Source organism: Tumebacillus algifaecis (assembly GCF_002243515.1).
GTDB classification, from domain to species: domain Bacteria; phylum Bacillota; class Bacilli; order Tumebacillales; family Tumebacillaceae; genus Tumebacillus_A; species Tumebacillus_A algifaecis.
Map to the genome: position 1 here is coordinate 3,383,859 of NZ_CP022657.1, position 25,889 is coordinate 3,409,747.

The window sequence follows — 25,889 nt, forward strand, 5'->3', positions numbered from 1 at the left end:
CTCACCCCTGCTTTTTAAATCGTGTGTACGCCCGCCAAGAGATCAACAACAACACCAGCATGCCAAGCGGTATGAACGCCACGTAGATTGCCATCTCCCCCGTGTCATTCAAGTCACGAAGTTTTGGCGGGAACAATTTATCAAAGAAGACAAAAAAGCCGACTATCACCGCGTGTACTGCCGTAAGCAGGACGGCTGCTGCCGCCACATCTTTGGCAATTTTGGCGAGCGGATGATAGTCGCTGGTCGTAAGATCGACGACCGCTTCGATCGCCGTGTTAAACAACTCGGCGGCCACGACCGCGATGATGGAGAAAAAGACCAGCACGATCTCAAGCTTGCTCAAGTCGAGTACCAAGCTTAAAATCATGGCCAAAAGCGCAACGACAAAATGGATACGCATGTTGCGCTGGGTCGTCAAGGCATGTGTCATGCCTTCAATCGCATAGGAAAAGCTTCTGATCAGCTTGTTGCTCGAAAACATCCCGGGCTTCACCCCCGCGTGATTCCCGCTGCGAGCATGATCGCATCTTGGCGGGAGAACATCTCCTTTTCCTCGTCTTCTGTACCATGATCATAACCGATCAGGTGCAAAAAGCCGTGCACGGCCAGAAACGCCAGTTCCCGCTCGACGCTGTGCCCGTACTCCTCCGCTTGACGTTTCGCAGTCGGCACGGAGATGATGATGTCGCCCAACATATCGTCCTCTTCCAACTGCTCTGCATCTTCCGGGTCGAAGAAGATCTCCGGCTCTCCAACGCCCTCGTCCATCATCGCAAACGATAACACATCGGTCGGCACATCCTTGCCGCGATAGGTGCGGTTCAGTTCCTGAATGCGCTCATCGTCCACAAGTGAGATCACCACTTCACCTGTGGAAATATTTTCATGGCGCGCCGCATGTTCCAGCGCGTTGTTCAAGAGATCGGACAGAGCAAATTCGAACGATTCTCCATACTCATCAAGGATTTCTACCGTGATCTGAACAGGTTCCATTGCAGTGACTCCTTTATCATGCGACATGTAAGGACAGGCTGAATGAGATTAGTTTGTCTTTGGCAGTTCCGGATATTCAATCCGCGCATGATAGATGCCGTTTAACGTGCGTAAAAAGGCATCGGAAATCTTGTCGAGATCTTTCAGCGTCAGATCGCATTCGTCCAGTTGCCCGTCATTCAAACGGTCTTTGAAAATCTTGTGAATCACCGATTCGATGCGGTTGGGCGTCGGACGGTTCATCGAGCGCACCGCCGCTTCGACAGCGTCACAGAGCATGACGATCGCCGCTTCTTTAAACTGCGGCTTCGGCCCGTCATAGCGGAAATCATCGACGTTGATCGTCCCGCTCTTGTCCTGCTCCAGCGCTTTGTTGTAGAAGAACCAGAGGATCGTCGTGCCGTGGTGCTGTTCGCAGATGTCGCGAATCGGCTTGGGCAGACGGTGCTCCTCCTGCATTTCCAAACCATCGCGCACATGGGAGGTGATGATCAGATGCGACAGGCTCGGTGCTACCTTGTCGTGCGGATTGTCTTTGGATAGCTGATTCTCGATGAAGAACAGCGGCCGCTTCATCTTGCCCACATCATGGTAGTACGCCCCGACCCGGCAAAGCAGCGGGTCAGCCCCGACCACTTCGGCTGCCGCTTCGGCGAGGTTGCCGACGATCAGCGAGTGGTGATAGGTGCCAGGCGCTTCCATCAGCAGTTTTTTCAACAGCGGATGGTTCGGGTTGGACAACTCCAGCAACGAAATCGGCGTGAGGATTCCAAATGAGCTTTCCAAAAACGGCAACACACCGATCGTGACAACGGCGGTGAACAGGCCGGAGATGATCCCGAAGAGCAGCGATTGCAAATATTGGCTGACCTCGGTGCCAGAAGAGCCCAACGCCTGCATGACTGAGATCGTCACCAGATTGATCCCGGCGATGATAAAGCCTGCGCGCATGATCACCATGCGATGCTTGACGCGGGAGACGGCAAATGTGCCGACGAGCCCTGCGATGAACGACACCACCACAAACTGAAACTTCGAATCAAAAGCCGCTCCGGTGAACAGTGCAAACATAAAGGCGAGCATGATGCCAAGCTGGGCATCGAAGAGGATCGTCACCAACATCGTGCCCATCGCCACAGGCGTCAGATAGCCGATGGTGGTAAATCCGAGCGATTCGCCGAGCGACAACACTTTCATCCCCGCCGCCGTCAGCACGATGATGATCGCCAAGCAGAGCAAGAGCAAGTTGTTCTTGCCCACCTTAGACCCCGTCATCTCCAGATAGAAAGCGAGCACCAGCGTCCAGAGCACGATAAATCCGGCAAACCCGAAATACATCAGGTAGTTCGGTTCCTCGTCGGTCAGCTTGAGGTCTTTCAGCTTGGAGTAGATGTCTTCGTCGATCCGCTCGCCTTCCTTCGCGATGATCTCACCCATGTAGATCATCGTCGGTGAGACGTTTTGCATCGCTTCCTGACGCTTTTTAAGCGTCTCATCCTTGTCGTAGATCATGTTCGGACGAATCACCGTCTTGACCAGTTCCTTGACGATCATCCGCTTCTCACGGTCGAGTTCCGAATAGCCGAGTTGGGCATCGAGCTTTTGATCGATCACCGGCATCGTCTCTTCGTAGATCTCTTCGGAGTAAATATTGTCAGCGATGCGTGCCGCTTCTTTGTTCACGCTTTGCAAACTGTCAGCAGGTAGAGCGAGAAAACTTTTGAGCTGCTCGTCTTTGACCATCGCCTGCAGGTTGGCTTTGCGAATCTGCTCCAACTTGTCCGCCTCGGTATAAGCGGGATCGATTTGCACCCGCTTGACCGTTTCGAAAAATTTGTCCAGATTCTCAATCGCCCGTAGCTCCACCGCAGTGTTGCGGTTATACTGACGGGTGATCTTGCTGGCCGCCTCTTCGCGCGCACGTTCGGTCGCCCGCTTGTCAACAGCATCGGTCGCTGCTTTGATCTGCTTTTCTGCGATCGAACCGACATGATAGTCATACCGTTCCGGCAGCATGTTCCCGATAAAAAGAAAATAAAGGAGCACCGTAAGAACGACATAGATCGTCACCCGCAAGGAGCGGCTTTTTTTGGTTTCTGGACTTAGTGTGATCTGTCGAATATTCTTCAGCAGATTGCTCCTCATCATGGCTTCTTCTCCTTACCTTTTCCTTGCCGGGTCAATCGCTCAACTTTGCTCGACGTCGTACGCTTGAATGATCTTTTGCACCAAATGGTGGCGCACAACGTCTTGCTCAGTCAGGAAGATGAACGATATGTCCTCGACTTTTTTCAAAATGCGAACTGCTTCGTTCAAACCGGATAATTTCCCCCGCGGCAGGTCGATTTGGGTCACGTCCCCTGTGACGACCATTTTCGACCCAAAACCAAGCCGCGTCAAGAACATTTTCATTTGTTCCGGCGTGGTGTTCTGCGCTTCATCCATAATCACAAACGAATCTTCAAGCGTTCGTCCGCGCATATAGGCGAGCGGCGCGACTTCGATGATCCCCCGCTCCATATACCTCGCCGTGTTCTCCGGACCCAGCACATCATAGAGCGCATCGTAGAGCGGGCGCAAGTACGGATCGACCTTCTCCTGCAAATCACCGGGCAAAAAGCCGAGGTTCTCACCCGCCTCCACCGCCGGGCGGGTCAGCACCAGCTTTTTCACTTCGCCTTTTTTCAAAGCGGTGACCGCCATGACCACGGCGAGATACGTTTTCCCTGTCCCTGCCGGACCGATGCCAAAGACGATGTCGCGCTTTTTGATCGAGCGGATGTAATCGCGCTGACCGAGCGTTTTGATGCGGATCGATTTGCCCTTGTAGGTGACGGCGATCTCTTCGCTGTACAGTTCCAAAAGCTGTTCGGCCGACGCGGTTCGTGCCAGCTTGATCGCATAGGCGACGTCGCGCTCTTTGATCGCTTGCCCTTTGCGAATCAGCTTGAGCAACACGGAGAACAGGCTTTCCAGTACTTCGATCTCTTCTTGTTCGCCATTCATCGTGATCTCAATGCCGCGCACATGAATCTTGGTTGCAAATTCACTTTCGATTTGCTTGAGATGGGCGTCATGAGGGCCGAACAGCTGTGTCGCCTCATGATTGTCTTGCAAAGCCAGCTTTTTGGTGACAAGTTGGTTGTCCAATCCTCAGTTCCACTCCTTTGGTCCGAGCTTCTATTTCTCCGGCGTAGGTGCCGATGCATATCCTTGCGGTTTTCCGATATTCTCTAAGACTTCACTGAACACTTCTACCTCTAAATTACCATCTTTTATAGTACTCCGCAAAACTTTTTGTGTTGTGAATGTGCCATCTTCACCAATTTTACCCTGAAGATCTATTCTTGCCAGTCGGAGTGCTTCTTTTTCAGCCTGCTCCTGAGTCAAGGTCACCTTTTCTTCATTGACTTCGCGATAGGTGGTGTGCCTGTACTGAATCGGGAAGACAAAGTCACCGATTTTCAGCACCTTGTCCTGCTCGATCTCCTCCGTCTTCTCATAAGGGATTTTTCCATAGCCCCAGATTTGTACCGGATGGCCAAAGAAGGTCAGGAAATGCTTCTCCACCGCTTCGCCCGTATAAGCTTGACGCGTCGTATTCAGCGGTACGGTGAGCTTGGACGTATACCAGACGGCCGCCTTGACTATCCCTGCGGCATGCACGTTCGTCTTGCCATCGATCAACGCTCCGGAGATCAGCACCTGCCCCGGTTTTACGAACGTCTCACGTTTGACGGCCGCCACGCCGCGGTGCGCTTGGATCTGTTTGATCACCCCTTGTTTGGTGGCGACGATGTTTTGTGGCTGGTTGGACGGTTCTTGGACACCTGGCACTCTCTCGACGACTTGGATGGTGATCTTGGTGCCTTGAATTTGAATCCCATTCCAGACGAGCTCCGGTACTTTGTCCAACAATCGATTCTGCAAAATGTCCGTATCGGGCAGTTTGCCGATCAGAATGCCACGGCGAATCCCGATTTCGGACGCCGCCTGTAAAATGCGCTCCTCCTGCACTTCCTTCAGGTCGCCCACCACTTGGACCTCCCAGACAAATGAGGTCAGCGCATAGAGCCCGACAAGAAAAGTGAGGGCGCCTGCGACGAAAAACTTTCGCCGCCACGCCCGCCACGCCAAAAATGGCATTCCCAGTTTGCGTTCAAAATGAATGCGCGTGCGTGTTTTGCTCAACAAACTGCGCAGTTCCTTGACATCTTCTCGGTGCATGCGCAGCCGATAGACGTTTTCACCAACCTGTTTGATCTCCCAAAACAGGATGCCCTGTGCTGTTGCTCTGTTCAAAAGCTCCGGGATGCGTTCGCCCCGCAAGGTTACGACAACATAGCCCCGCCAAAAGTCAAGCAACCACCTTCCGATCATGAGCAGTTCCTCCTGTAACGGCTTATTCTTTGTATTGGATGCCAGAGATGTTTCCTTCGATCACGACTTCGGCTGGAAAGATCGCTTTGATCGTCAGTTCCTTGCCATGCACCTGCAGTTCGCCTTGCGTAAGTGCTAATCGTAGCAAGTCATCTCGAAACTCTTTGACACCGCGATAATTCTCCACATACAGTTGCAGTCCACCGATGAGGGTGATGCGGGGCAGATCGAGGAGCGAGTCTTTTGGCACGTCTAACATTTCGGCGGCCAGTTTTTTTACCCGTTGACGCCACGTGGTGCGCACAGCGCTCACCCTCCTTTGCTATGTACATATGCCGGAAAGCTCCTTCCTAGTACGAAGACAAACAAAAAGAGAGACTCCCCTTTCCCATGAAAAGGGTGTCTCTCCTTTTGTATGCTGCGCGCTCTGTGCGTAGACCGCTCTAGCGCGTTTTGCGACCGGGACGCCACGGCTGCTTGGAACGCGGTTCTCCGAGCAACTCGCTGATGATGAGTGCGTTGTGTAGACTTTTTTTGCTCAACAGCACCGATTTCCCGCCGCTTGATACCGCTCCTGTTTCCGGTTGCTGCTGGCCCGCCAACACAGACGGTGCGCCTGCACCACTCGACCCGCTACTCAGTCGCGGCAAATCTGCCGCAAGCTCTTGTGGCGCTCGCTCGGCCTGATCGATCTGGTCGTGCTTCTCGTCATGCTTCTCGTCATGCTTCTCGTCATGCTTCTCGTCAACGATCGCGTCCATGATTGCACCGACGATTAGCCCTCCGACCCCGTTCGTGCTACGTGCATTGGTTAACGCCTCGATCTGCTGCACGAGGGGCGGTTTCGTTTTTGGCTCCGCTTTCGAATACTTGCGATACACATTCCAGATGATGCCAATTATGATCAATAGGAACCCGAAATTACCGAAGTCCATCTCGCATCACCTACTTTTTGGTGAGGTCTCCGTCCGCGGAGCCGTCTTCCTTGAGCGTAGAGAAAGAACTGCGCATCTCCGTGTCGGCCATCAAATTTTGCAAGTTCAGATAATCGACTGCGCCAAGTTTGCCTGTGCGCAGCGCTTCTGCCATCGCGCGCGGAACTTCCGATTCCGCTTCGACAACTTTGGCGCGCATCTCTTCTACGAATGCTTTCATCTCCTGCTCGCGGGCCACAGCCATCGCTCGGCGCTCCTCCGCTTTCGCTTGTGCGATTCGTTTGTCAGCTTCGGCCTGATCGGTTTGCAGTTCCGCCCCGATGTTCTTGCCGACATCGACGTCTGCGATGTCGATGGAGAGGATTTCAAAAGCGGTTCCCGCATCAAGACCTTTTGACAACACGGTCTGTGAGATCGCATCCGGATTCTCTAACACTTGCTTGTGCGCTTCCGCCGAACCGATGGTGGTGACGATCCCTTCCCCGACACGCGCCAGAATCGTCTCTTCCCCAGCGCCCCCGACCAGGCGATCAATGTTAGCGCGCACCGTGACGCGAGCGCGCACCTTTACTTCGATCCCGTCTTTCGCAACGGCTGCGACGATCGGTGTTTCGATGACGCGCGGGTTGACCGACATCTGTACCGCTTCCAGCACGTCGCGGCCTGCGAGGTCGATCGCCGCTGCCCGTTCAAATGCCAGATTGATGTCGGCCCGCTCCGCTGCGATCAGCGCGTTGACGACGCGGTCAACATTACCGCCCGCCAACAAATGACTCTCTAACTGATTGGTGGTCGGGTTCAGACCCGCTTTGTGCGCTTTGATCAACGGATTGACGATCCACGACGGGCTGACCCGGCGCAGACGCATTCCGATCAGGGTGAAGATCGGCACGCGCACCCCAGACGCCCAAGCTGAGATATACAGCATGACCGGCACGAACGTAAAGATCACAGCCAGCAAGATCACGCCAAGCGCGATCAGCACTAACAGACCGATAAGCGTTGCATCCATCAAAAATCTCCTCCTACTCTTCTTCCTTCATCGGTATTACCTGATTTGCCACATTCGATGCCAATCGGCGCACGACGATCCGCGTCCCCTCGATTAAGACGATCTGCACGTCCGTATCGACTGGTATCCACTCTCCTTCACTGACCACGTCAAAGCGTTGTCCCTGAAAGACGGCGGTGCCAGACGGTCGCAGCGGTGTGACGGTGCGGCCCGCTTGGTACATCATGTGGCGGAAACTGCGGTTTGGCACGTAGCCGCTCGCTTTTTCCTGCCGCTCTGTGTGGATAATCCGCTTCCACATGCCGAGATGCCCGAAATATTTAAAGAGCACCCCGCCCAACACAATCGATAAAATGATGGCAAAAAGCATGGCTTTCAGACCATATGCGGTATCATACGCCGCCAGCACAACCCCTGCACCAAGTGCGATCACACCAAGCGCGCCGACGATACCAAACCCCGTTACAAAAATCTCCGCGATCATCAGCACGAGCCCAGCCAGAAACAGGATGACCGACTCCCACCCGGCAAATCCGGCCGCCATATGGCCCCAGAAATACAAAGCCAAACTTCCAGCACCGATCAAACCGGGGAGCACCTTGCCCGGCACGATGAGTTCCCAAGTCAGCCCCATCAATCCGATCAGCAACAACAGCGGAATCACCAGCGGCTGCGTGACAAACCTCCCGATCTTCTCCGATACCGATGGCTTGTACACGCGCAGCTCAGCCGATTCAAAGCCATAGTGGGCGAGCGCCGACGTTAAATCTGGAAAAATACCATCGGCCAATCGATAGGTCAACGCCTGCTCCGCCGAAAGGGACACCAATTCGCCTTGTTGTTTCAGCCCTTCGATCTCCAGATTGCGGTCAACCATGCCGGCGACGATCTTCGTATCGCGTCCGGTGTGCTCAGCAGCAGCGACCATCTCCGCCCGCCAGAAGGCGACCACTTTCGGGTCGGGCAGTTCGCCATCGCTCTGCCGCACTTCGGCGGCGCCGATCGTCGCACCGGGCGCCATCGCGAGGTGTGGCGCATTTAACGCGATGTAGGAGCCAGCGGAGATCGCCTTGCTCTGCACATAAGCGATCACCGGGACTTGCGAGGTGCGGATCAACTCGCCAATCTCCATCGCCGCATCCACGCGGCCTCCCAGCGTGTCGATGTCGAGCACGATCGCCTGCGCCCGCTCTTCTGCGGCCAGCGCAAAGGCTCGGCGCAACGAGGTCGTCAAGCCCGTTTCAATCTCATTTACTACCGGTATCACAAATACACTGCCGTCCGTGGCGGCCTGTACCTGTGGGCCGCTCAGTCCAGCAAAGGGCGCCACAAGCAATAGACAGATGATGAAACCAAGGAAAAGTCGCTTCATCTTGGCGCCTCCTTTCCTTTGTCAGAAATCCCATCTATATGTACGGATCAACGATCCAAAAGTTGCATACACCTTGAAAACACAAAAAGCCATATGTCGAAATCGACACATGGCTCCTTTGTACGAATCATTATTGGAGTTCTGCTTGCACCACTTGGTTCACGAGCTTGCCATCGGCACGCCCCTTCACCTTGGGCATCAGCGCGGACATCAGTTTCCCCATGTCCTTCTTTCCAGCAGCGCCGGTCTCCGCGATGACTTCCTTGACGATAGCACGGACCTCATCTTCGGACAATTGCGCCGGAAGATAATCCATCAGGACTACAATCTCCTGCTTAACATCATCAATCAAATCCTGGCGGCCTGCAGATTCAAATGCTTGGAGGGAATCACGACGTTGTTTGAGTTCGCGATTCAATACGGCAATCACTTCATCGTCTGAAAGCGTTATTTTACTATCGATCTCAGCGTTCTTGATCGCCGTCCGAACCATGCGAATAACCGACAAGCGGACTTTGTCTTTATCCTTCATCGCTTGTTTCATATCATTGCTTAAACGTTCGGTTAGACTCATGGTAAAACTGCCTCCTTAGTATTTCTTCTTCTTGCGAGCAGCCTCGGATTTTTTCTTACGGGCGACGCTGGGTTTTTCGTAATGTTTGCGCTTCTTGACTTCCGCGAGGATACCATCCTTAGCGGTAGCACGCTTAAATCTACGAAGTGCGCTATCCAAAGATTCATTCTTGCGAACCTTGACTTCTGACACCTTGATTTCCCTCCCTCCGCCAAGCAACTACATATACCGAATGCATCATTCGGTAGACCAGAGAGCAGACAATAGTCCGTCAAAAGACATTATAGTATAGTGGCAAAAACAATGTCAACTGACGTGCAGGCTCAATGCCCAACAATTATAGTGCATACACCTATAAAAGTAAACATTTCCCCGTTATACTACATCATATTTAACATTTTGCACCCGCGTAAAAGCGCGGTTTGCAAGGCTATTTGCGGCTTCGCACCTCAAAAACAGCGAATTTGAGATAATTATTTTCATCCATCCCATGAATTTTCGGATGGTCACGTCCTGCCGTGCGGAATTCTACCAGGCGAAGAATTTTTTTCGCATCGATCGCCGCCTCAGCGATCGTTTCCAAAAAGAGGTCGGGATGCATATGGTACGAGCACGACGCGGTGATCAAAAAGCCTCGCTCTTTAACCAGCTTCATGCCGCGCAGGTTGATCTCCTTATAGCCGCGCATCGCGCCTTCGATCGCATGCTTCGATTTGGCAAAGGCTGGCGGGTCCAAAATGACCGTGTCCCATTTTCGACCTTCCCGCTCCCACTCGCGCAACTGTTCAAACGCATCGGCCACGACAAATTCAAAATCGGCATCATCTTCCATCCCATTGATCTCCACATTGCGAATCGCCGTGTCGATCGCATGCTCAGAGATGTCCAGACAGGTGATCTGTTTGGCACCGAACGCAGCAGCATGCACAGTAAACGAGCCGGTGTGCGAGAAGCACTCCAACACGGACGCACCCGGTTGGCCGTCCACGCCCGTTTTGACATAGTCTTTGATCGCCGCTCGATTTTCCTGCTGGTCAAAAAAGTAGCCAGTCTTTTGTCCGCCCACCACATCGACGATCATCTTCAGGCCGTTTTCCTGAATCACGATCGTCTCATCAAGTTCCCCGTGCAACAGTCCGGTCGTCTGCTCCAAGCCCTCCAATTCGCGCACACCGACATCGCTGCGCTCATAGATCGCCTTGGGCTGGACAACTTCCAGCAGGGCGCTGATGATCTCTTGTTTGCGAACTTCCATGCCGAGCGCCAAGATCTGCACGACGAGCGTGTCGCCAAATTTATCGACGACTAAGCCCGGCAGAAAATCGGCTTCTCCATAGACCAAGCGGCAACCGCCCGTGTCATGCAACATGCGCTTGCGGTAGTCCCACGCCTCTTGAATGCGGCGGACAAAGTACGCTTGATCAATCTTTTCTTCCTGATTGTAGGTCATCACGCGCACTTGAATCATCGAGCGCGGATTGAAATACCCTTTGGCTAAAAACATGCCGTTTGCGGCATGTACGGTGACGATGTCACCTGGGTTCGGATCGCCTTCGATGCGGGCGATCTCCCCTTTGAACACCCAAGGATGCCCGGCTTCCAAGCGCTTTTTGCGCTTTTTGTTCAGATAAACGCTAGCCATGGTGACAGTTCTCCTTTTAAATCATACAAGTCTGTGGACGAGTCTGCATAAGCATGTGGTAGAGAGTCTGTGTCTTGGAGGTAAATCACATGATATGGAAATCGCTCTTGCTCTTGTTGCTCGGCTTGTCCGGTTTTTTAGCTGGAATGTGGATCATGCGCACCGGTATGGAGCGCATGGCGATCGATCGCCTGCCACAGATCATCAGCCGCTTTGTGAAAACCCCGACGCGAGGTCTCGTCACCGGGACGGTGCTGACCGCGCTGATCCACTCCAGCGCAGGGGTCAGCATCATCTCGATCGGGCTGGTCTCAGCTGGCGTGATGACATTTGCCGACTCGTTGGGCGTGATTCTCGGCACCAACATCGGCACGACATTCACCACGCAGATGCTCTCCTTCAATTTGGACGCGTTGATCATTCCCTCTGTGATCGTCGGTGCGGTGTTATCGCTAGTCTTGCGAGGGAAATACAAGTACATCGGACTAGCAGTGCTCGGGTTTGCCGCGATCTTTCTGGCGCTGGAACTGATCGAACGGGCTTTGGAGCCGCTCAGTCATACCGCTTGGTTTAAAGACATCTTGGCCGAGTCTTCCCACCACCCGCTGCTCGGCGTGCTGGCCGGATGTGTGCTGACGGCGATCATCACCTCTTCGACAGCGACGACGATGTTGACTATCGTTTTGGCTGGACAAGGGTTGATCGGTCTGGAAGGCGCGATTGCGATCATCCTGGGCAACAACATCGGAACCTGTGTCACCTCGGTGATCGCCGCGTTCGGTCAGCCGCTCAACGCCAAGCGCGTGGCACTTGCTCACGTCATCTTAAACGTGTTTGGGGTGTTGGTGTTCCTGCCCTTTCTCTCCGGCTTGGCCGAGCTCTGTCGGATGCTGGCCGACAATATTTCCGTACAAGTGGCCACTTCGCACCTTTTGTTCAACGTGATCTCTTCGCTCGCCGTCTGGCCGTTCACCAAATGGTACGCCGACTTGGTCATCTGGCTGATGCCAGATCGAACCTCACCCACATGATGATTAGTAGCTCGATGTGGACGAGCGGCCTTCCGCGATGGAAACACCTGCCGAACAGCCAATGCGGTTGGCACCTGCCTGCATCACGTTGACCGCATCTTCGAGCGAGCGCACGCCGCCAGAAGCTTTGACCCCGATGCTCGGGCCGACCGCCGCACGCATCAGGCGCACGTCTTCCGGAGTCGCGCCGCCAGTGGAAAACCCGGTCGATGTTTTGACAAAATCGGCTCCAGCTGCGACAGACAGCAGAGAAGCGATCGCTTTCTCATGGTCGGTGAGCAGTGCCGTTTCGATGATCACTTTGGTCAGCGCACGGTCGCCGACCGCCTCAACAACCGCTTTGATGTCTTCGTAGACCGCTTGCAGTTCGCCCGCCTTGAGCAAGCCGACCGGGATGACCGTGTCAACTTCATGCGCGCCTTTTTCAACGGCATCATGCGCTTCGAAAGCTTTGGTCTCCTTGGTGCTAGCTCCAAGCGGAAAACCGATGACCGTGCAGACTTTCACCTGACTGCCTGCGAGATTTTTCGCAGCGCGCGAAACGTAGACAGGATTGACACAGACAGAAAAGAAATTGTGCGTTTTCGCTTCCGCACAGAGCGTGTCGATCGCCTCGGGCGATGCGTCCGCCTTGAGCAGAGTATGGTCGATGATCGCAGTCGCCTCTGCTTCCGGTACTGGGGTGTACGATCCTTCTTCAATATGTACAGAACCAATTGCAGCTTCTACCGCCGCTCTTGCCTGGCTGATGATCTCGTTCATTGTTTTTCCTCCTCTGGCAAACCTAGCCGTAATTATACTTCACATTTTCCCTCACTTCCACTCCGATTCCTAGAAGTTCGGTTGGTACGGGCTGTCAGACGATTGGCTCTGCTTCGTTTGATTCGATTAGTTTCTGACAAGGAGTGCAAAAAAATGTTCATCTCTTGGTCGATGTTCGAAAATTTTCAGCGAGCGGACCTCGTCCTCTTCGGTCAGAAATGTCGATACGCCACCGATTGCTTTGCCCATTACTGGCCCAAACACAAACACCCCCCAACTTGTGTTGAGGGGTGTTCGCTTCATCACCAGATCGCTTAGATCATCTCAAGCTCGATCGCTCCTGCAAATGGTGCAGTCGGAAGTTCTGGTTCCTCTTTTTCGGTGAAGGTCAGACGCTCGACAAATGTGCCTTGCGAAAGCTCCGGCCCCGCCACATCAAGGCGGATGGCGCAGACTTCACCGAGTAATTCATCATCGCCGTCAAACTGGACTTTGATGTAATTGTCCGTGTATCCGATCAGCTTGCCCGTCTCATCGCGCTCCTCCGGAATCACTTCCAGCGTCTGCCCGATGAACTTCGCAGAATATTGCACTTGCAGCGAGTTCGCGAGCTGAATCAGCCGGGTCACCCGCGCTTCTTTCTCCCGCTCCGGCACCTGGTCTTTATACTTTGCAGCCGGAGTAAAGTTGCGCTGCGAGTAAGGGAACACATGCAGATCGGCAAAATGCTGATCTTTGATGAAATGATAGGTGTTCTCAAAATCTTCGACCGCCTCGCCCGGGAAACCGACGATCACGTCAGAGGTGATCGCAAGCTCAGGAAGCGCACGGCGCACCGCTTGCAAACGCTCTGCAAACTGCTCGACCGTATACTTGCGGTTCATGCGATCCAGCACGCGATTCGAGCCGGATTGCAGCGGAATGTGGAGGTGGCGCACCACTTTTTTCGAAGCGGACAGCACCTTGATCATCTTGTCATCCAACTCCGACGCTTCGATCGACGAAATCCGGATGCGACGCAACTCGGGCACCTCGCGCTCCAGATCGACGAGCAGATCTGCCAAGTTATAGTTGTCCAGATCGTCCCCATATCCGCCAGTGTGAATTCCGGTCAGCACGATCTCGTAGTAACCCGCTTCGACCAGTTTCTTCGCTTGACGGATCACATTTTGCGGATCGCGTGAACGAATGAAGCCACGGGAATACGGGATAATACAGAAGGTGCAGAAATTGTTACAACCTTCCTGAATCTTTAGAGACGCCCGTGTGCGGTCATTGAAAGAAGGCACATCGAGCTCTTCAAAGTGGCGTTGTTTGCGAACGGAAGCCACCACTTTAAACGGGTTCTTCTCCGACTGCGCCTGCTCCACATAGTCGATGATCTGCTCGCGACCCTGTGTTCCGATGACCAAGTCCACACCTGGGATTTCCAAAATTTCGTCCGGTGCCACCTGTGCATAACAGCCCGTGACGACCACCGTCGCTTCCGGATTCTTGCGGATGGCGCGACGAATCATCTGACGTGATTTCTTATCCCCCGTGTGCGTGACCGTACAGGTATTGATCACATAGACATCGGCCATGTCGTCAAACTCTACCTGTGCATATCCCTTCTCGCGAAACAGATGCCAGATCGCTTCTGTATCGTACGAGTTTACTTTACAGCCAAGTGTATGAAAAGCTACTGTGCTCATGGCTTACCCTCCCATCTCGCCAACTTGATAGCAGATGCAGGCCGCGGTCACCAGGCCGGCCGTCTCGGTACGCAAGATTCGCGGCCCGAGGGTCACGGGAATTGCTCCCGCAGCCAGTGCCGTTTCAATTTCCGCTTCGGAAATGCCGCCTTCCGGACCGATCACGACACAGATGTGCCCCACATCCGGATGCTCCTGTAACACCTCGCGCAAACCGCGCGCCTTTTCTCCTTCATACGGAACGAGCACAAGGTCAAATCCATCCAAGTTCCCCACAAGCTGTTTCAAGGTCATCCCGATCCCCACAGAGGGAATCAGCGTACGGTGTGCCTGCTCTGCCGCTTCTTTGGCGATCTTCTGCCAGCGCTCACGGCGCTTTTGTTCTTTTTTCTGGTCGTACTGCACGATGCAGCGCGCCATCTCCAAGGGCACGAAGCGGGAGATGCCCACCTCGGTCCCTTTTTGGACAATCAAGTCCATTTTATCACCTTTTGGCAAGCCTTGCGCCAAGGTAATTTTTACGCGGGGTTCGGCCGTGTCTGCCAATTGCTCCATAATCCGGCCCACCACCTGCTCGCCGCCAAGTTCGGTCAATTCGACGAGGTAGGCGTGTCCAACCCCATCGCAGACGATCACTTGCTCGCCCGCTTCCATGCGCAACACGCGAACGATATGCTTCACATCATCGCCTGTGATCGTCACCGCTCCGTTTTGAATCGCTTCTGGCTCCACAAAGTAGCGCTGCACGAATCGTCAGCTCCTCTCTCGTTTGGCCACGAGTGCAACCCAGTCTTCTTCGGTGATGGTATCTATGATTTCAAAGCCGTGCTCCTTCAATGCGGCACTCACCAATTCTGCTTTTTCCTTGATGATACCAGAGGTGATCAGCGTGGCATTTTCTTTCATCACATCGGCCGCGCTCGGGATCAACAGCAAGATGATCTCCGCCAAAATGTTCGCAACCACCACATCGTATTTTTCCTCGACCCCTTGTAGCAGGTCGTTGGCGCGAACGGTCACTTTGTTCGCTTCGCCGTTCAGCTCGATGTTCTCGCCAGCCACCTGCACCGCCACCGGGTCAAGGTCGAGTGCCAGCACGTGCTCAGCCCCGAGCTTGGCACAGGCGATCGAAAGAATACCTGTACCCGCACCGACATCGACCACCGTATCGCCAGGCCGTACCACTCGCTCCAGCGTCCGCATGCACAGCGCTGTCGTCGGGTGCGTGCCCGTGCCAAACGCCATCCCAGGGTCGAGTTCGATGATGATCTCATCGTCGCGCTCAGGCGTATATTGCTCCCAGGTCGGCTTGATCGTCAAACGCTCGGTCACGCGTACCGGGTGGTAGTATTTTTTCCACTCGTCAGCCCATTCTTCCTCATCGGCGATGCGGCAGGTGACGAGAGCAGGGGACGGATCGAGCCCTAGTTCGGACAACCCTTTGACTTCTGCCAAAATCGCATCAAGCATCGTATCTTCCCATGTCTCGACGGAGATATACGCCTTCACGCGCACGCCCGATTCCGGAAAATCGGCCGGGTTCAGACCGTAGATTTCACCATAGCGATCTTCCCACGTGCGGGTCAAGTCGCTGCTGTCCTCGATGACGACGCCGGTCGCGCCGTATTTTTCAAGGATCGCCGAGACAGCTTCGATCACCTCAGACGTGGTGGAGACTTGCACTTCTGCCCACTTCATAAAACGTTCCTCCTCAAGTCAAAATCCACAGGTGATAGGATGCCCCAAAATCCGGAGCATCCTCCTCTCCTGTGGATGAGAATCAGTCGCCTAAAAAGGCAGATTTCAACCGTTCAAACAGCGAGCGTTCCTGCTCATGCGTTTCTTCACCCATCGACGAAGCCAGTTCGCGCAGCAATTCTTTTTGCTTGTCGTTCAGGTTAGTCGGGGTGACGACTACGACGTGCACGTGTTGGTCGCCGCGAATGTTGTTGCGGTTCAAGTGCGGAATCCCTTGGCTGCGCAGACGGAACACTTTGCCCGATTGCGTACCCGCCGGGATTTTCAACTTCACTTTGCCGTCGATCGTCGGCACTTCGATCTCATCGCCAAGTGCCGCCTGCACAAACGTCAGCGGGACTTGGCAGTGCACATCTTCACCGTCGCGCTCAAAGAAATCATGCTCTTTGACCACGAAGACGATGAACAGATCGCCCTGCGGACCGCCTTTGCTGCCCATCTCACCCGCACCTGGAATGCGGATGCGATTGCCCGTATTGACGCCCGACGGGATGTTGATCTTGATCGTGCGACGCTTGCGTACTTTTCCTTCGCCGTGGCAAGTGCCGCAACGTTGTTCGATCTTTTTCCCCGACCCGCTGCACGTGCGGCATGTCGTGCGGTTGACCATCCGACCAAGCGGCGTGGAGACCACCTGCTCCTGTTGCCCTGTGCCGCGGCAAGTGCCGCAGGTCGCAACTTTGGTGCCCGGTTTCGCACCGGAACCTTCACAGGTATCGCACTCTTCCCAACGCGGAATCTCAACTTCTTTATCCGCACCAAATGCAGCCTCTTTAAAGTCGATCTGCATCTGGTACTGGAGGTCTTGACCGCGCTGCGGACCGCCGCGTTGACGACCGCCGCCGCCGAAGAACATGTCGAAAATATCACCGAAGCCATTGCCGCCAAAGCCATCACCGCCACCAAAGCTGTTCGGGTCTTGATGCCCGAACTGGTCGTAACGTGAACGCTTGCTGCTGTCTGACAGCACTTCGTAAGCTTCAGTCACTTCTTTAAACTTGTCGGCCGCAGACGGATCGTCCTTGTTGACGTCCGGGTGATACTGGCGAGCCGCTTTGCGGTATGCTTTTTTGATTTCTTCTGGTGCGGCATCCTTGCCGACGCCAAGCACCTCATAAAAATCTCGTTTACTCACGAGCACTCACTCATTTCTTATCTTCGTCAACGACTTCGTAGTCTGCATCCACTACGTTGTCATCCTGTTTCGCGTCGCCTTGGTCGCCACCTTGTGCTTGCTGCGCTTGTGCCGCTTGCTCGTACAGTTTGACCGACAGCTGTTGAACGACTTGGCTCAACTCTTCGGAAGTTGCTTTGATCGCTTCGATGTCGGAACCTTCGAGCGCCGCTTTCACTTTGTCTTTCGCAGCGTTCGCGTTGTCGATGTCCGCTTGATCCACTTTGCCTTCAAGATCCTTGAGGGTCTTTTCGGTTTGGTAGACGAGGGAGTCCGCATTGTTGCGCACATCTACCTCTTCGCGGCGCTTCTTGTCTTCTTCTGCGTTTGCTTCCGCCTCTTTGACCATGCGCTCGACTTCATCATCGGACAGGCCGGTGTTCGAAGTGATCGTGATCTTTTGGCTCTTGCCAGTGCCGAGGTCTTTTGCGGAGACGTTGACGATCCCGTTTGCGTCGATGTCGAAGGTCACTTCGATTTGCGGAATACCGCGCGGTGCCGGCGGGATGTCGCCCAAGATGAAACGGCCGAGCGTTTTGTTGTCGCGGGCAAACTCGCGCTCACCTTGCAACACATGGATTTCAACCGAGGTCTGGCTGTCTGCAGCCGTCGAGTATACTTGCGACTTGGAAGTCGGGATTGTCGTGTTGCGCTCGATCATGCGAGTTGCGATACCGCCTTGCGTTTCGATACCGAGGGAGAGCGGAGTGACGTCGAGCAACACGACGTCTTTCACTTCACCAGTCAGAACGCCGCCTTGAATCGCAGCGCCGATCGCGACCACTTCGTCCGGGTTGACGCCTTTGGAAGGGTCTTTGCCGATAAACTTTTTCACCGCTTCCACCACGGCCGGAATCCGAGTCGAACCACCGACGAGTACCACTTTGTCGATTTGCGAAGCGGACAGGCCGGAGTCTTTCAGCGCTTGGCGGGCCGGAACCATCGTCGCTTCAACGAGATCGGCTGTCAATTCGTCAAATTTCGCACGGGTCAGGTTGACTTCCAAGTGCTTCGGACCGGATGCATCTGCGGTGATGAACGGCAGGGAAATCGTGGTTTGTGCCACGCCAGACAGGTCTTTCTTCGCTTTTTCCGCTGCGTCTTTCAGACGTTGCTGTGCCATTTTGTCTTTCGAGAGATCGATGCCATTTTCCTTCTTGAAGCCATCGACCAGGAAGTCGATGATCTTTTGGTCAAAGTCATCGCCACCCAAGCTGTTGTTACCGGAAGTTGCTTTTACTTCGAAGACGCCGTCGCCCAGTTCGAGGATGGACACGTCGAACGTACCACCACCCAGGTCGTAGATCAGGATCGTTTGGTCTTCTTCTTTATCCAAACCATATGCAAGTGCAGCTGCGGTCGGTTCGTTGACAATGCGCAACACATCAAGACCTGCGATGCGGCCAGCATCTTTGGTCGCTTGGCGCTGTGCGTCGTTGAAGTATGCCGGAACGGTGACGACCGCTTGGGTTACCGTTTCACCGAGATATGCTTCTGCATCAGCCTTCAGCTTTTGCAGGATCATCGCCGAGATTTCTTGCGGGGTGTACTCTTTGCCTTCCACCACTTCTTTGTGGTTGGTACCCATGTGACGCTTTACAGACATGACGGTATCCGGGTTGGTCACCGCTTGACGTTTTGCCACATCACCGACCATGCGCTCGCCGTTTTTCATCGACAGTACGGACGGGGTGGTGCGGTTGCCTTCAGCGTTCGGGATGACGACGGGCTCGCCGCCCTCCATCACGGATACGCAAGAGTTGGTTGTACCAAGGTCAATACCGATTACTTTACTCATTGTTCAGAAGACCTCCTGTGGGTTGGGTTCGTTTTTGTATAGGAAAAGAAAGTGATACGCGAAGTTACGGTGTTGCCGATTACTGGCTGACTTGCACCATCGACGGGCGCACGACTTTGTCTTTTACTTTATAGCCTTTGCGCAATTCCTGTACGACGGTGTTTGCGGGATGATCGGCAGATTCGACCTGCATGATGCCATCGTGCAGGTTCGGGTCGAACGGTTGGCCGACCGCTTCGATCGCCGCTAGACCTTCTTTCTCCAAGGCGACCATCAATTGACGATAGACCATCTCGACGCCGGTGAGCACCGTTTGCGCGTCGCTCTCTCCGGTCGATTTGAGCGCCATCTCGAAGGTGTCCAGCACGGGGAGCAGCTCCTCGATCAGCTTCACGTTGGCATAGGCAGCAAACTCATCTTTTTCCTGACGGCTTCTGCGGCGGAAATTATCAAAATCTGCTTGCGAACGCAGGTAGCGGGTTTTGTTATCCTCCGCTTCTGCCGACAGCCTCGCCACTTCGGCCAACAGCTCTTCGCGGCTCCGCTGATCGGTCACTGTTTCATTTGCTTCGGCAGAAGTTTCAGTTTCTACCTCTTCTTCCTGCAGGTTCTGGTTCTCTTGCTCCATATCCATCCTCCTTCACGTGGTAAACACGGCACTTACTCTTCGTAAGTCCTTTCCTCCTTCATGCGGATGATCGTGTGAATCCGCATGATTGCGACGGTCACTTCTCCTGCCGCTCTTAGGGCGTGGAGTTTGACCGGCGTCGGATCGAAAACACCTTGCGCGATCATATCGACCACCGTGCCTTCATCGCAGTCGATCGCCAAAGTATCCGAGTCCTGCTCGATTTGTGCCACGCTCGCTTCTTCTACTTTTTCGAGCGGATTGAAACCAGCGTTGAGCACGATTTGCGTCATCGGGCGGCGCAGTGCTTTGGCCACCGCTTCCACGCCAAACCCGGTCATGCCGCGCACCGTCTCGCGCCGCTTTTCCACTTCGCGAGACGCCCACAACTCCAAGGCGCCTCCGCCGGGAACGATACCGCCACGCACCGCCGCTTGCACAGAAGCGGCCGCATCTTTGGCGATCCGCAATCGTTCGCCAACCACTTCTTCGGTCGAAGCGCCGATCAAAATGGTCGCCATCGGCTTGCCAGAGCCACCCACGATGCGGATGTTCTCCATGCGTTCATCTTCATAGATCAGTTCTGCAAAGCCCAAAAACTTATGTAGTTCCTCTGTCCCCTTGGACAGTCCGGTACGTTTGATCGGACGCGCACCCGTATGTTCTGCGATCTTGCGCAAATCTTTCTGCATCACGCGTTGTACGATTAGCACGCCCGCTTCGCCCAGCACCTCTTCGGCGACGGGAGAAACGCCACGGTCGGTAAATACGGCGCTGACGCCAGCGCTTACCAGTCGTACCAAGTTAGCGCGGAACTCTTCTTTATATTGGCGATAGAGCAGGAACCCGGCCTCCGTGCCGAGCGCTTCACTGTCGAGCTCCTCCGCCTCCAACTCATCATCGACGATCAGCACCCTGGCCGCTTCCACCCGCTTGGGCATCTGCGGTGACATGCGCTGCTTGTCGATCACAGCACCTTGAAATACTTGTGACTGCGCCCCTACCACTGCCATCACGGTGTCAGATAGGCGAAAATCTTCGCTGTTCAGCTTTTCATCCCCGATCAGACGTGCCGATTCGGTGACCAGCCTCGCAATATCTTGATGCTCACGACCTGCGACCATCGCGACCTGATAGAGTGCATCCCGGCCTTGTTCTTCCAAACTGCGCGCGCGGCTCTGCATCCGCTCCAAAGCGAATTGCACGCCAACTTGGATGCCTTCGATCACTCGCGTCACCGGAACGCCGCGCTCAACTTGGGCGACGCCCTCTTGCAGCAATGCCGCAGCTAACAAGGTCGCCGTCGTCGTGCCGTCGCCGATCTCTTCTTGCTGGGCCGAAGCCACGTTGATCAGCATCTTGGCGGCGGGGTGGACGACTTCCATCCGATTTAAGATGGTCACACCATCGTTGGTGATGATCACATTGCCTTGTGTATCGACGAGCATCGTATCAAGTCCTTTAGGACCGATCGTGCCTTCCACAGCCGATGCAATGGCCCGAACAGCCGTCGTGTTCGAATAGAGTGCGGATAAACGCTCGTCTTGTTCGCTTGCTTTCGGACTGCCAGAGGTCTGACTCATCGGGACAACTCCTTATTTAAAAGAAGGGAAAGCAACGTGCCTTCCCTATTGATTTACAATCAGAACTAGCAAAAACTGCACGTTTCAAGTATGGTCACGCGCGCTCTATTTATACAGATGGGTGAGCAAGACAGATAGGTTGTTCGCCAACCCCTGCATCACCGCAATCGTGCGCGCATAATCCATTCGCGTCGGGCCCACGACGCCGATCGTACCGACCGGTTTGCCTTCAATCGTGTAAGTGGCGGTGATCAGCGAACAGTTGTGAAATGTCTCATGATCATTTTCCGCACCGATGCGAATCTGTATCCCCGGCTTATGATGAGCCAGATCGATGAGGCGGATCAAGTCATCCGTCTGTTCGAACATGTCGAGCAACGGTTTTAACTTTTCCACCGTGCGAAACTCCGGTTGGTTCAAAATCTTCGTGGTGCCGCCCAGATACACTTTTGACTGTTCAGGATCTTGAACTTCTGTCATCTGATCGAACAGCAACATCGCCGATTCAAACTGTTGCGAGTAACGCTGCAATTCGTTTGCGATCTCCGAATGCAGTCGAGCCTTCAACTCTGGCACCGGAACGCCAACGAGCTTGCGATTGAGCAATTCGATGAAACGGGTGATCGACTCGACTTCGACGCCATCTGGGATCGTGACCATGCGGTTTTCCACATGTCCGTTGTCCATGACGATGATCGCCACCGCTTTGCGATCCAGCAAAGGCACCAGTTGGATCTGTCGAAGCTTGGTGGTCATCACCTTCGGACCGAGCACGATCGCCGTATAATTGGTCAAAGATGACAAAATGGTTGCCGACTGTTGCACGACCTGTTCCATCTGATCGATCTTCTGCAAAATTTCCACGCGCAGATCGTGTGGGTCATAGTCGGGCGCTTCAGATGGTCGGAGCAGATGATCGACATAGAACCGATACCCTTTTTGCGAAGGGATGCGTCCAGCAGACGTATGCGGCTGCTCCAAGTACCCCATTTCCTCCAAGTCTGCCATTTCATTGCGAATTGTAGCAGGAGAAATCGACACATCTGGCCGTTTGGAGATCGTACGGGAGCCAACCGGTTCAGCCGTAAGAATGTAATCATCTACGAGAATTTGTAAAATGATTTTCTGACGATCTGTCAACATGATGGCCAGTCTCCTTTTTGTTAGCACTCAGAGTGACCGAGTGCTAATTTCTATTATGAATGTAGCAAAAACGCGCTTCCGTTGTCAACGGAGACGATGTAATTTTTTGCTGGATCATGTACAGTATAGAGAAACTATGTGGAAGGAGGAGGTGATTGGATGCGGTTCAAGAGAACGCTTTCCTTTTTCGAAGCGCTCAGTATCGCCCTATTCGGAGGCCTGCTGTTTACGCTGCTTCAGGTTCCGCTGCCGTGGATGCTCGGCCCGCTGACGCTGGTGATGATCTGGCAATTGACCACCAAACGCCAGCTGTACTGGCCCAATTTTTTCCGCGATCTCTCTTCGCTTGTGCTCGGCTACTTGCTCGGTGCATCGATCACACAAGAGACGGGACTGCAAATCCTCCATCATCTGCCTTCTATGTTCGTCGTGACCGCCTTGACCGTCTTCTTCTCCTGCACGATCGGCTACTGGGTGGCAAAAGGGGCAGGCATCGGCGTTTATAGCGGCGTCTTTGGCAACGTGCCGGGTGGACTGACCCAGATGGTGCTCGTCTCTGAAGAACTGGATGAGGTAGACGCGACGGTCGTCACCTTCATGCAGATGATCCGCTTGCTCGGCGTTGTGTTCATCGTACCGTTCCTCGCTGTGCATGGGCTGTCTGCAGACCTCGATTCGCCGCTCAACGCCATGATCAGCCAAGATGCACCACTCTTTCTGCCGATTCCGTGGTGGTCCATCTGGCCGCTCTTTTTACTGGTGGCACTGCTCGGCGCGTGGGGAGGTCGGAAGATCGGCCTGCCAGCTGCCGTCCTCACCGGACCTTTGCTCGCCACCGCGCTGCTCGTGCTGCTCGGTTTGCCTGCGCCGCAGTTGCCAAGCGACACAATCCTGATCGCCCAACTGCTGATCGGCGTACATATCGGCTTGCAGATGAAAATCGAAAACCTTGGCAACATCAAAAAGCTCACCCTTTTCACGGTGCTCTCCTCTGTCGTGCTCGTCCTCTTCTCCCTGCTGCTCGGCGCGGTGCTCTCCTCGATCACCGGCATGGGGCTGACGACAGCGTTTCTCGCCACCGCCCCCGGCGGAATTGCCGAGATGGGCATCACCGCGGCGATGGTGCATGCCGACCTCTCTATGGTCACCGCCTATCAACTGTTTCGCATCTTCTTCATCATGTTCGCCGTGCCGCCGTTGCTCAAATGGTGGATCGGCAGAAAAAGCAGACAGGCCGTCTAAACGAAATGTCTGCTTTTTGCTCTGCTAACGATGCTGGACGGTGCACACCTGCCGATAGTTGCAGTACCTACAGCTTCGCGCTTCCAAAGCGGGACGGAAATCACCGATCGGACGCGGTTGGTTGCCCTGCGGATCGACCAGCATCAGGTCCATCTCGGCTGCGCTGTCCACAATCTTTTGCTCAATCGCCTCTACCCCTCGCCCATCTACCGTGTCTTTTTGACACTTCTCCGCCAGCAAATATTCGGTGCGAATCTCGATTTTCTCAAGCGGTACGCCCTGCACCTCATGCAGATAATAGGCATAGAGTTGCAACTGTTCCTCGATGCGTTCATCTTCCAGCCCCGTCTTCCAGTCGATGATCACATACTGCCCGTCTTCATGGCGGTACAATGCATCCAATTTCACATATACCTTATTCCCCTGTACAAAAAACGTGTTCAATCGCTCCGATTCGACCAAGCGGTACTCAGGATTTCGAATCACCTCGTGCAGGCTTGTGCACTGCAAAAAGTGGTCCAGACAGACATCCATCCGCTTTTTGATCTCCCCGACCGCATGTTTTGGGAGTTCGCGTTCTTTTGCGTAGTACATTTCGGCAAACATCTTCCGCCGCTTCGGTGCTTCCCACCACTGCTCGGGGTCGAGCGATTCTTTAAACGCCTGATTGAGCAAATTGCGAATGCGATGGTACAACTCCTCGCGCATGTAGCCGATGCTCTTTTGCTCCCAATGGTTGATGTACATCTCCGCCACACTGTGCAGCGTTTCGCCAAAGTACAGGTAGAGATTGAGCAGGTTTTTCAAGCGATAGACGGTCTGCGCCTCCTGCGGGGCATCGTTTCGCCACCCGTTGTGCGCGCCATAGTAGTGATAATAATATTTGCGTGGACATTCTTGAAAAATTTGATCTCGGGAATGTGACCACGACTTTTCCGGATAGTTGCCAAACGCCATGTTCTTCCCCTCTCCCATACAAAAGAGCACCTGCCAGAATGGTCAAGTGCTCTTCACTTTATCGCTATTCCAAAAACGCCGCATACACCTCATTGGCCAAAAAGACCCCTTGATGCGTCAAGCGCACCCCGGTCTCATCGACCGCCAACAGCCCCAATTTTTCAAATCGGGTGATGGTGTCCCCGAACACATCGAGCATTTCGACACCATGCTGCTTGGCAAAACGCGCAAACGACACGCCTTCCATCAAACGCAGTCCGAGGATCATCGTATCCTCTTGCTGCATTCTGACTTCGATCACTTCCTGCTCGACAACAGGGCGTTGACCTTGAACTGTGGTTTCAATGTACTCTGGCACATTTTTTTGGTTGATATAGCGCACACCGTCCACATAGCCGTGCGCCCCAGAGCCGACCGCCATATACGGTTCATTGCGCCAATAGACCTGATTGTGGCGCGAACGGTGTCCTGGCTTGGCGAAGTTGGAGATCTCATACATCTCATACCCAGCCCGCTGGAACCCGTCGATCACCATCTGGTACATCTGCGTCTCTTCTTCCTCGGGCGGCAGGATCAATTGCCCGCGGTTATGCCACGTGTAGAAGGGCGTGCCCTCCTCCACCTTTAGCGAATAGGACGACACATGCTCTGGCCCCAGTTCGATCAACGCTCGCAGCGTGCGCTCGAGCGCTTCGAGCGTCTGGCCGGGCAGTCCGAACATCAGATCGAGGTTGATCGATTCAAACCCGGCCTTTCGTGCTAACTCCCACGACTGATAAACCGCATCGCGATCGTGCAACCGTCCGAGTTTGACGAGCAGATCGTTTTCAAAACTCTGCACGCCAAAGCTCAAACGGTTCGCACCATGCTCCTTCAGCACATGCAATTTTTCCAAATCGACCGTGCCCGGATTGGCTTCCACCGAAATTTCCACCCCGTCGCTCATCCGAAAGTGGCGATGAAGCATCTTCATCATCCGCTCCGTCTGCCGCGAGTCGAACATCGTCGGTGTCCCACCGCCGAAAAACACCGTCTTCAGCGGGTCGTGCGCATACTCAGCCGCCACCGCTTCCAACTCGCGATCGAGCCCGTCCAGATAGCGTTCCATCACATCGGACGTGGAGACGTAGGAATTAAAATCGCAGTAGTAACATTTCGACGCACAAAACGGAATGTGTACATACAGAGAAGAAACGCGCATCCCATCT

25 protein-coding genes are annotated in these 25,889 nt (G+C 54.2%); 2 read left to right on the forward strand and 23 right to left on the reverse strand.

What is annotated here, in order from left to right:
• Position 1 precedes the first annotated feature (1 nt).
• The 12 genes from CIG75_RS14720 to CIG75_RS14775 all read right to left on the reverse strand — a co-directional run bounded on the left by CIG75_RS14720 (position 2) and on the right by CIG75_RS14775 (position 10,911).
• On the reverse strand, positions 2-484 hold the full coding sequence (locus tag CIG75_RS14720; RefSeq protein WP_094237319.1) for a diacylglycerol kinase: 483 nt from the start codon (positions 482-484) through the stop codon (positions 2-4).
• An 8-nt stretch (positions 485-492) separates the two neighbouring features.
• Positions 493-996 carry an rRNA maturation RNase YbeY gene (gene ybeY, locus CIG75_RS14725; protein ID WP_094237320.1) on the reverse strand — a complete coding sequence of 168 codons (504 nt, stop codon included), beginning with the start codon at positions 994-996 and terminating at the stop codon, positions 493-495.
• A 48-nt stretch (positions 997-1,044) separates the two neighbouring features.
• On the reverse strand, positions 1,045-3,144 hold the full coding sequence (locus CIG75_RS14730) for an HD family phosphohydrolase (protein ID WP_227874239.1): 2,100 nt from the start codon (positions 3,142-3,144) through the stop codon (positions 1,045-1,047).
• A gap of 39 nt (positions 3,145-3,183) precedes the next feature.
• Positions 3,184-4,146: a PhoH family protein gene (locus CIG75_RS14735; RefSeq protein ID WP_094237321.1), complete on the reverse strand. Its 963-nt coding sequence runs from the start codon at positions 4,144-4,146 to the stop codon at positions 3,184-3,186.
• Positions 4,147-4,176: 30 nt separating this feature from the next.
• A complete protein-coding gene (gene yqfD / locus CIG75_RS14740; protein WP_094237322.1) occupies positions 4,177-5,376 on the reverse strand; it encodes a sporulation protein YqfD in 1,200 nt (399 codons plus the stop codon).
• A 22-nt stretch (positions 5,377-5,398) separates the two neighbouring features.
• Entirely contained in the window at positions 5,399-5,680 is a 282-nt protein-coding gene (gene yqfC, locus CIG75_RS14745) for a sporulation protein YqfC (protein WP_227874240.1), read from the reverse strand.
• A 139-nt stretch (positions 5,681-5,819) separates the two neighbouring features.
• The gene (locus CIG75_RS14750; protein ID WP_094237323.1) at positions 5,820-6,311 is read right to left on the reverse strand and encodes a hypothetical protein; all 492 of its coding nucleotides are present in this window, start codon (positions 6,309-6,311) and stop codon (positions 5,820-5,822) included.
• Positions 6,312-6,321: 10 nt separating this feature from the next.
• Positions 6,322-7,323, reverse strand: coding sequence for a flotillin-like protein FloA (floA, locus tag CIG75_RS14755; RefSeq protein WP_172844464.1), 1,002 nt, complete (start codon positions 7,321-7,323; stop codon positions 6,322-6,324).
• Between the two features lie 13 nt (positions 7,324-7,336).
• Positions 7,337-8,695 carry an NfeD family protein gene (locus CIG75_RS14760; protein WP_094237325.1) on the reverse strand — a complete coding sequence of 453 codons (1,359 nt, stop codon included), beginning with the start codon at positions 8,693-8,695 and terminating at the stop codon, positions 7,337-7,339.
• Positions 8,696-8,825: 130 nt separating this feature from the next.
• The gene (locus CIG75_RS14765) at positions 8,826-9,269 is read right to left on the reverse strand and encodes a GatB/YqeY domain-containing protein (RefSeq protein ID WP_094237326.1); all 444 of its coding nucleotides are present in this window, start codon (positions 9,267-9,269) and stop codon (positions 8,826-8,828) included.
• 15 nt (positions 9,270-9,284) lie between these two features.
• Positions 9,285-9,461 carry a 30S ribosomal protein S21 gene (rpsU, locus tag CIG75_RS14770; RefSeq protein ID WP_038086206.1) on the reverse strand — a complete coding sequence of 59 codons (177 nt, stop codon included), beginning with the start codon at positions 9,459-9,461 and terminating at the stop codon, positions 9,285-9,287.
• 238 nt (positions 9,462-9,699) lie between these two features.
• Positions 9,700-10,911, reverse strand: coding sequence for a class I SAM-dependent rRNA methyltransferase (locus CIG75_RS14775; RefSeq protein ID WP_094237327.1), 1,212 nt, complete (start codon positions 10,909-10,911; stop codon positions 9,700-9,702).
• 89 nt (positions 10,912-11,000) lie between these two features.
• Between CIG75_RS14775 and CIG75_RS14780 the strand changes: the two genes are divergently transcribed.
• Positions 11,001-11,942 carry a Na/Pi cotransporter family protein gene (locus CIG75_RS14780; RefSeq protein WP_094237328.1) on the forward strand — a complete coding sequence of 314 codons (942 nt, stop codon included), beginning with the start codon at positions 11,001-11,003 and terminating at the stop codon, positions 11,940-11,942.
• A gap of 3 nt (positions 11,943-11,945) precedes the next feature.
• Here CIG75_RS14780 and deoC read toward each other — a convergent pair whose 3' ends face one another.
• The 9 genes from deoC to hrcA all read right to left on the reverse strand — a co-directional run bounded on the left by deoC (position 11,946) and on the right by hrcA (position 22,482).
• Complete coding sequence (gene deoC, locus CIG75_RS14785) at positions 11,946-12,704, reverse strand: deoxyribose-phosphate aldolase (RefSeq protein ID WP_094237329.1); 759 nt, start codon at positions 12,702-12,704, stop codon at positions 11,946-11,948.
• Positions 12,705-13,018: 314 nt separating this feature from the next.
• On the reverse strand, positions 13,019-14,398 hold the full coding sequence (gene mtaB / locus CIG75_RS14790) for a tRNA (N(6)-L-threonylcarbamoyladenosine(37)-C(2))-methylthiotransferase MtaB (protein ID WP_094237330.1): 1,380 nt from the start codon (positions 14,396-14,398) through the stop codon (positions 13,019-13,021).
• Between the two features lie 3 nt (positions 14,399-14,401).
• Positions 14,402-15,145: a 16S rRNA (uracil(1498)-N(3))-methyltransferase gene (locus CIG75_RS14795; protein WP_094237331.1), complete on the reverse strand. Its 744-nt coding sequence runs from the start codon at positions 15,143-15,145 to the stop codon at positions 14,402-14,404.
• 6 nt (positions 15,146-15,151) lie between these two features.
• The gene (gene prmA, locus CIG75_RS14800) at positions 15,152-16,096 is read right to left on the reverse strand and encodes a 50S ribosomal protein L11 methyltransferase (protein ID WP_094237332.1); all 945 of its coding nucleotides are present in this window, start codon (positions 16,094-16,096) and stop codon (positions 15,152-15,154) included.
• A gap of 82 nt (positions 16,097-16,178) precedes the next feature.
• On the reverse strand, positions 16,179-17,291 hold the full coding sequence (gene dnaJ / locus CIG75_RS14805) for a molecular chaperone DnaJ (protein ID WP_094237333.1): 1,113 nt from the start codon (positions 17,289-17,291) through the stop codon (positions 16,179-16,181).
• 10 nt (positions 17,292-17,301) lie between these two features.
• Entirely contained in the window at positions 17,302-19,128 is a 1,827-nt protein-coding gene (dnaK, locus tag CIG75_RS14810; RefSeq protein WP_094237334.1) for a molecular chaperone DnaK, read from the reverse strand.
• 79 nt (positions 19,129-19,207) lie between these two features.
• Positions 19,208-19,756, reverse strand: coding sequence for a nucleotide exchange factor GrpE (gene grpE / locus CIG75_RS14815; RefSeq protein ID WP_227874241.1), 549 nt, complete (start codon positions 19,754-19,756; stop codon positions 19,208-19,210).
• A 32-nt stretch (positions 19,757-19,788) separates the two neighbouring features.
• Complete coding sequence (locus tag CIG75_RS14820; RefSeq protein WP_094237336.1) at positions 19,789-21,339, reverse strand: TCP-1/cpn60 chaperonin family protein; 1,551 nt, start codon at positions 21,337-21,339, stop codon at positions 19,789-19,791.
• A 105-nt stretch (positions 21,340-21,444) separates the two neighbouring features.
• Positions 21,445-22,482 (reverse strand): heat-inducible transcriptional repressor HrcA, encoded by a 1,038-nt coding sequence (gene hrcA / locus CIG75_RS14825; RefSeq protein WP_094237337.1) that lies wholly within the window; start codon positions 22,480-22,482, stop codon positions 21,445-21,447.
• Positions 22,483-22,641: 159 nt separating this feature from the next.
• Between hrcA and CIG75_RS14830 the strand changes: the two genes are divergently transcribed.
• Positions 22,642-23,724 (forward strand): AbrB family transcriptional regulator, encoded by a 1,083-nt coding sequence (locus tag CIG75_RS14830; RefSeq protein WP_094237338.1) that lies wholly within the window; start codon positions 22,642-22,644, stop codon positions 23,722-23,724.
• Between the two features lie 24 nt (positions 23,725-23,748).
• On the opposite strand, the gene CIG75_RS14835 is transcribed toward CIG75_RS14830, so the two are convergent.
• Both CIG75_RS14835 and hemW read right to left on the reverse strand, forming a co-directional pair.
• The gene (locus CIG75_RS14835; protein ID WP_094237339.1) at positions 23,749-24,699 is read right to left on the reverse strand and encodes a RecB family exonuclease; all 951 of its coding nucleotides are present in this window, start codon (positions 24,697-24,699) and stop codon (positions 23,749-23,751) included.
• A 46-nt stretch (positions 24,700-24,745) separates the two neighbouring features.
• Positions 24,746-25,882 carry a radical SAM family heme chaperone HemW gene (gene hemW / locus CIG75_RS14840; protein WP_094237340.1) on the reverse strand — a complete coding sequence of 379 codons (1,137 nt, stop codon included), beginning with the start codon at positions 25,880-25,882 and terminating at the stop codon, positions 24,746-24,748.
• Positions 25,883-25,889: the final 7 nt, after the last annotated feature.

Bases quoted from the DNA above. Each gene is read 5' to 3' on its own strand.
- CIG75_RS14720 (WP_094237319.1), bottom strand. From the start codon at position 484: ATGTTTTCGAGCAACAAGCTGATCAGAAGCTTTTCCTATGCGATTGAA.
- ybeY (WP_094237320.1), bottom strand. From the start codon at position 996: ATGGAACCTGTTCAGATCACGGTAGAAATCCTTGATGAGTATGGAGAA.
- CIG75_RS14730 (WP_227874239.1), bottom strand. From the start codon at position 3,144: ATGATGAGGAGCAATCTGCTGAAGAATATTCGACAGATCACACTAAGT.
- yqfD (WP_094237322.1), bottom strand. From the start codon at position 5,376: ATGATCGGAAGGTGGTTGCTTGACTTTTGGCGGGGCTATGTTGTCGTA.
- CIG75_RS14750 (WP_094237323.1), bottom strand. From the start codon at position 6,311: ATGGACTTCGGTAATTTCGGGTTCCTATTGATCATAATTGGCATCATC.
- floA (WP_172844464.1), bottom strand. From the start codon at position 7,323: ATGGATGCAACGCTTATCGGTCTGTTAGTGCTGATCGCGCTTGGCGTG.
- CIG75_RS14760 (WP_094237325.1), bottom strand. From the start codon at position 8,695: ATGAAGCGACTTTTCCTTGGTTTCATCATCTGTCTATTGCTTGTGGCG.
- CIG75_RS14765 (WP_094237326.1), bottom strand. From the start codon at position 9,269: ATGAGTCTAACCGAACGTTTAAGCAATGATATGAAACAAGCGATGAAG.
- CIG75_RS14775 (WP_094237327.1), bottom strand. From the start codon at position 10,911: ATGGCTAGCGTTTATCTGAACAAAAAGCGCAAAAAGCGCTTGGAAGCC.
- CIG75_RS14780 (WP_094237328.1), top strand. From the start codon at position 11,001: ATGATATGGAAATCGCTCTTGCTCTTGTTGCTCGGCTTGTCCGGTTTT.
- deoC (WP_094237329.1), bottom strand. From the start codon at position 12,704: ATGAACGAGATCATCAGCCAGGCAAGAGCGGCGGTAGAAGCTGCAATT.
- mtaB (WP_094237330.1), bottom strand. From the start codon at position 14,398: ATGAGCACAGTAGCTTTTCATACACTTGGCTGTAAAGTAAACTCGTAC.
- prmA (WP_094237332.1), bottom strand. From the start codon at position 16,096: ATGAAGTGGGCAGAAGTGCAAGTCTCCACCACGTCTGAGGTGATCGAA.
- dnaK (WP_094237334.1), bottom strand. From the start codon at position 19,128: ATGAGTAAAGTAATCGGTATTGACCTTGGTACAACCAACTCTTGCGTA.
- grpE (WP_227874241.1), bottom strand. From the start codon at position 19,756: ATGGAGCAAGAGAACCAGAACCTGCAGGAAGAAGAGGTAGAAACTGAA.
- CIG75_RS14820 (WP_094237336.1), bottom strand. From the start codon at position 21,339: ATGAGTCAGACCTCTGGCAGTCCGAAAGCAAGCGAACAAGACGAGCGT.
- hrcA (WP_094237337.1), bottom strand. From the start codon at position 22,482: ATGTTGACAGATCGTCAGAAAATCATTTTACAAATTCTCGTAGATGAT.
- CIG75_RS14830 (WP_094237338.1), top strand. From the start codon at position 22,642: ATGCGGTTCAAGAGAACGCTTTCCTTTTTCGAAGCGCTCAGTATCGCC.
- CIG75_RS14835 (WP_094237339.1), bottom strand. From the start codon at position 24,699: ATGGGAGAGGGGAAGAACATGGCGTTTGGCAACTATCCGGAAAAGTCG.
- hemW (WP_094237340.1), bottom strand. From the start codon at position 25,882: ATGCGCGTTTCTTCTCTGTATGTACACATTCCGTTTTGTGCGTCGAAA.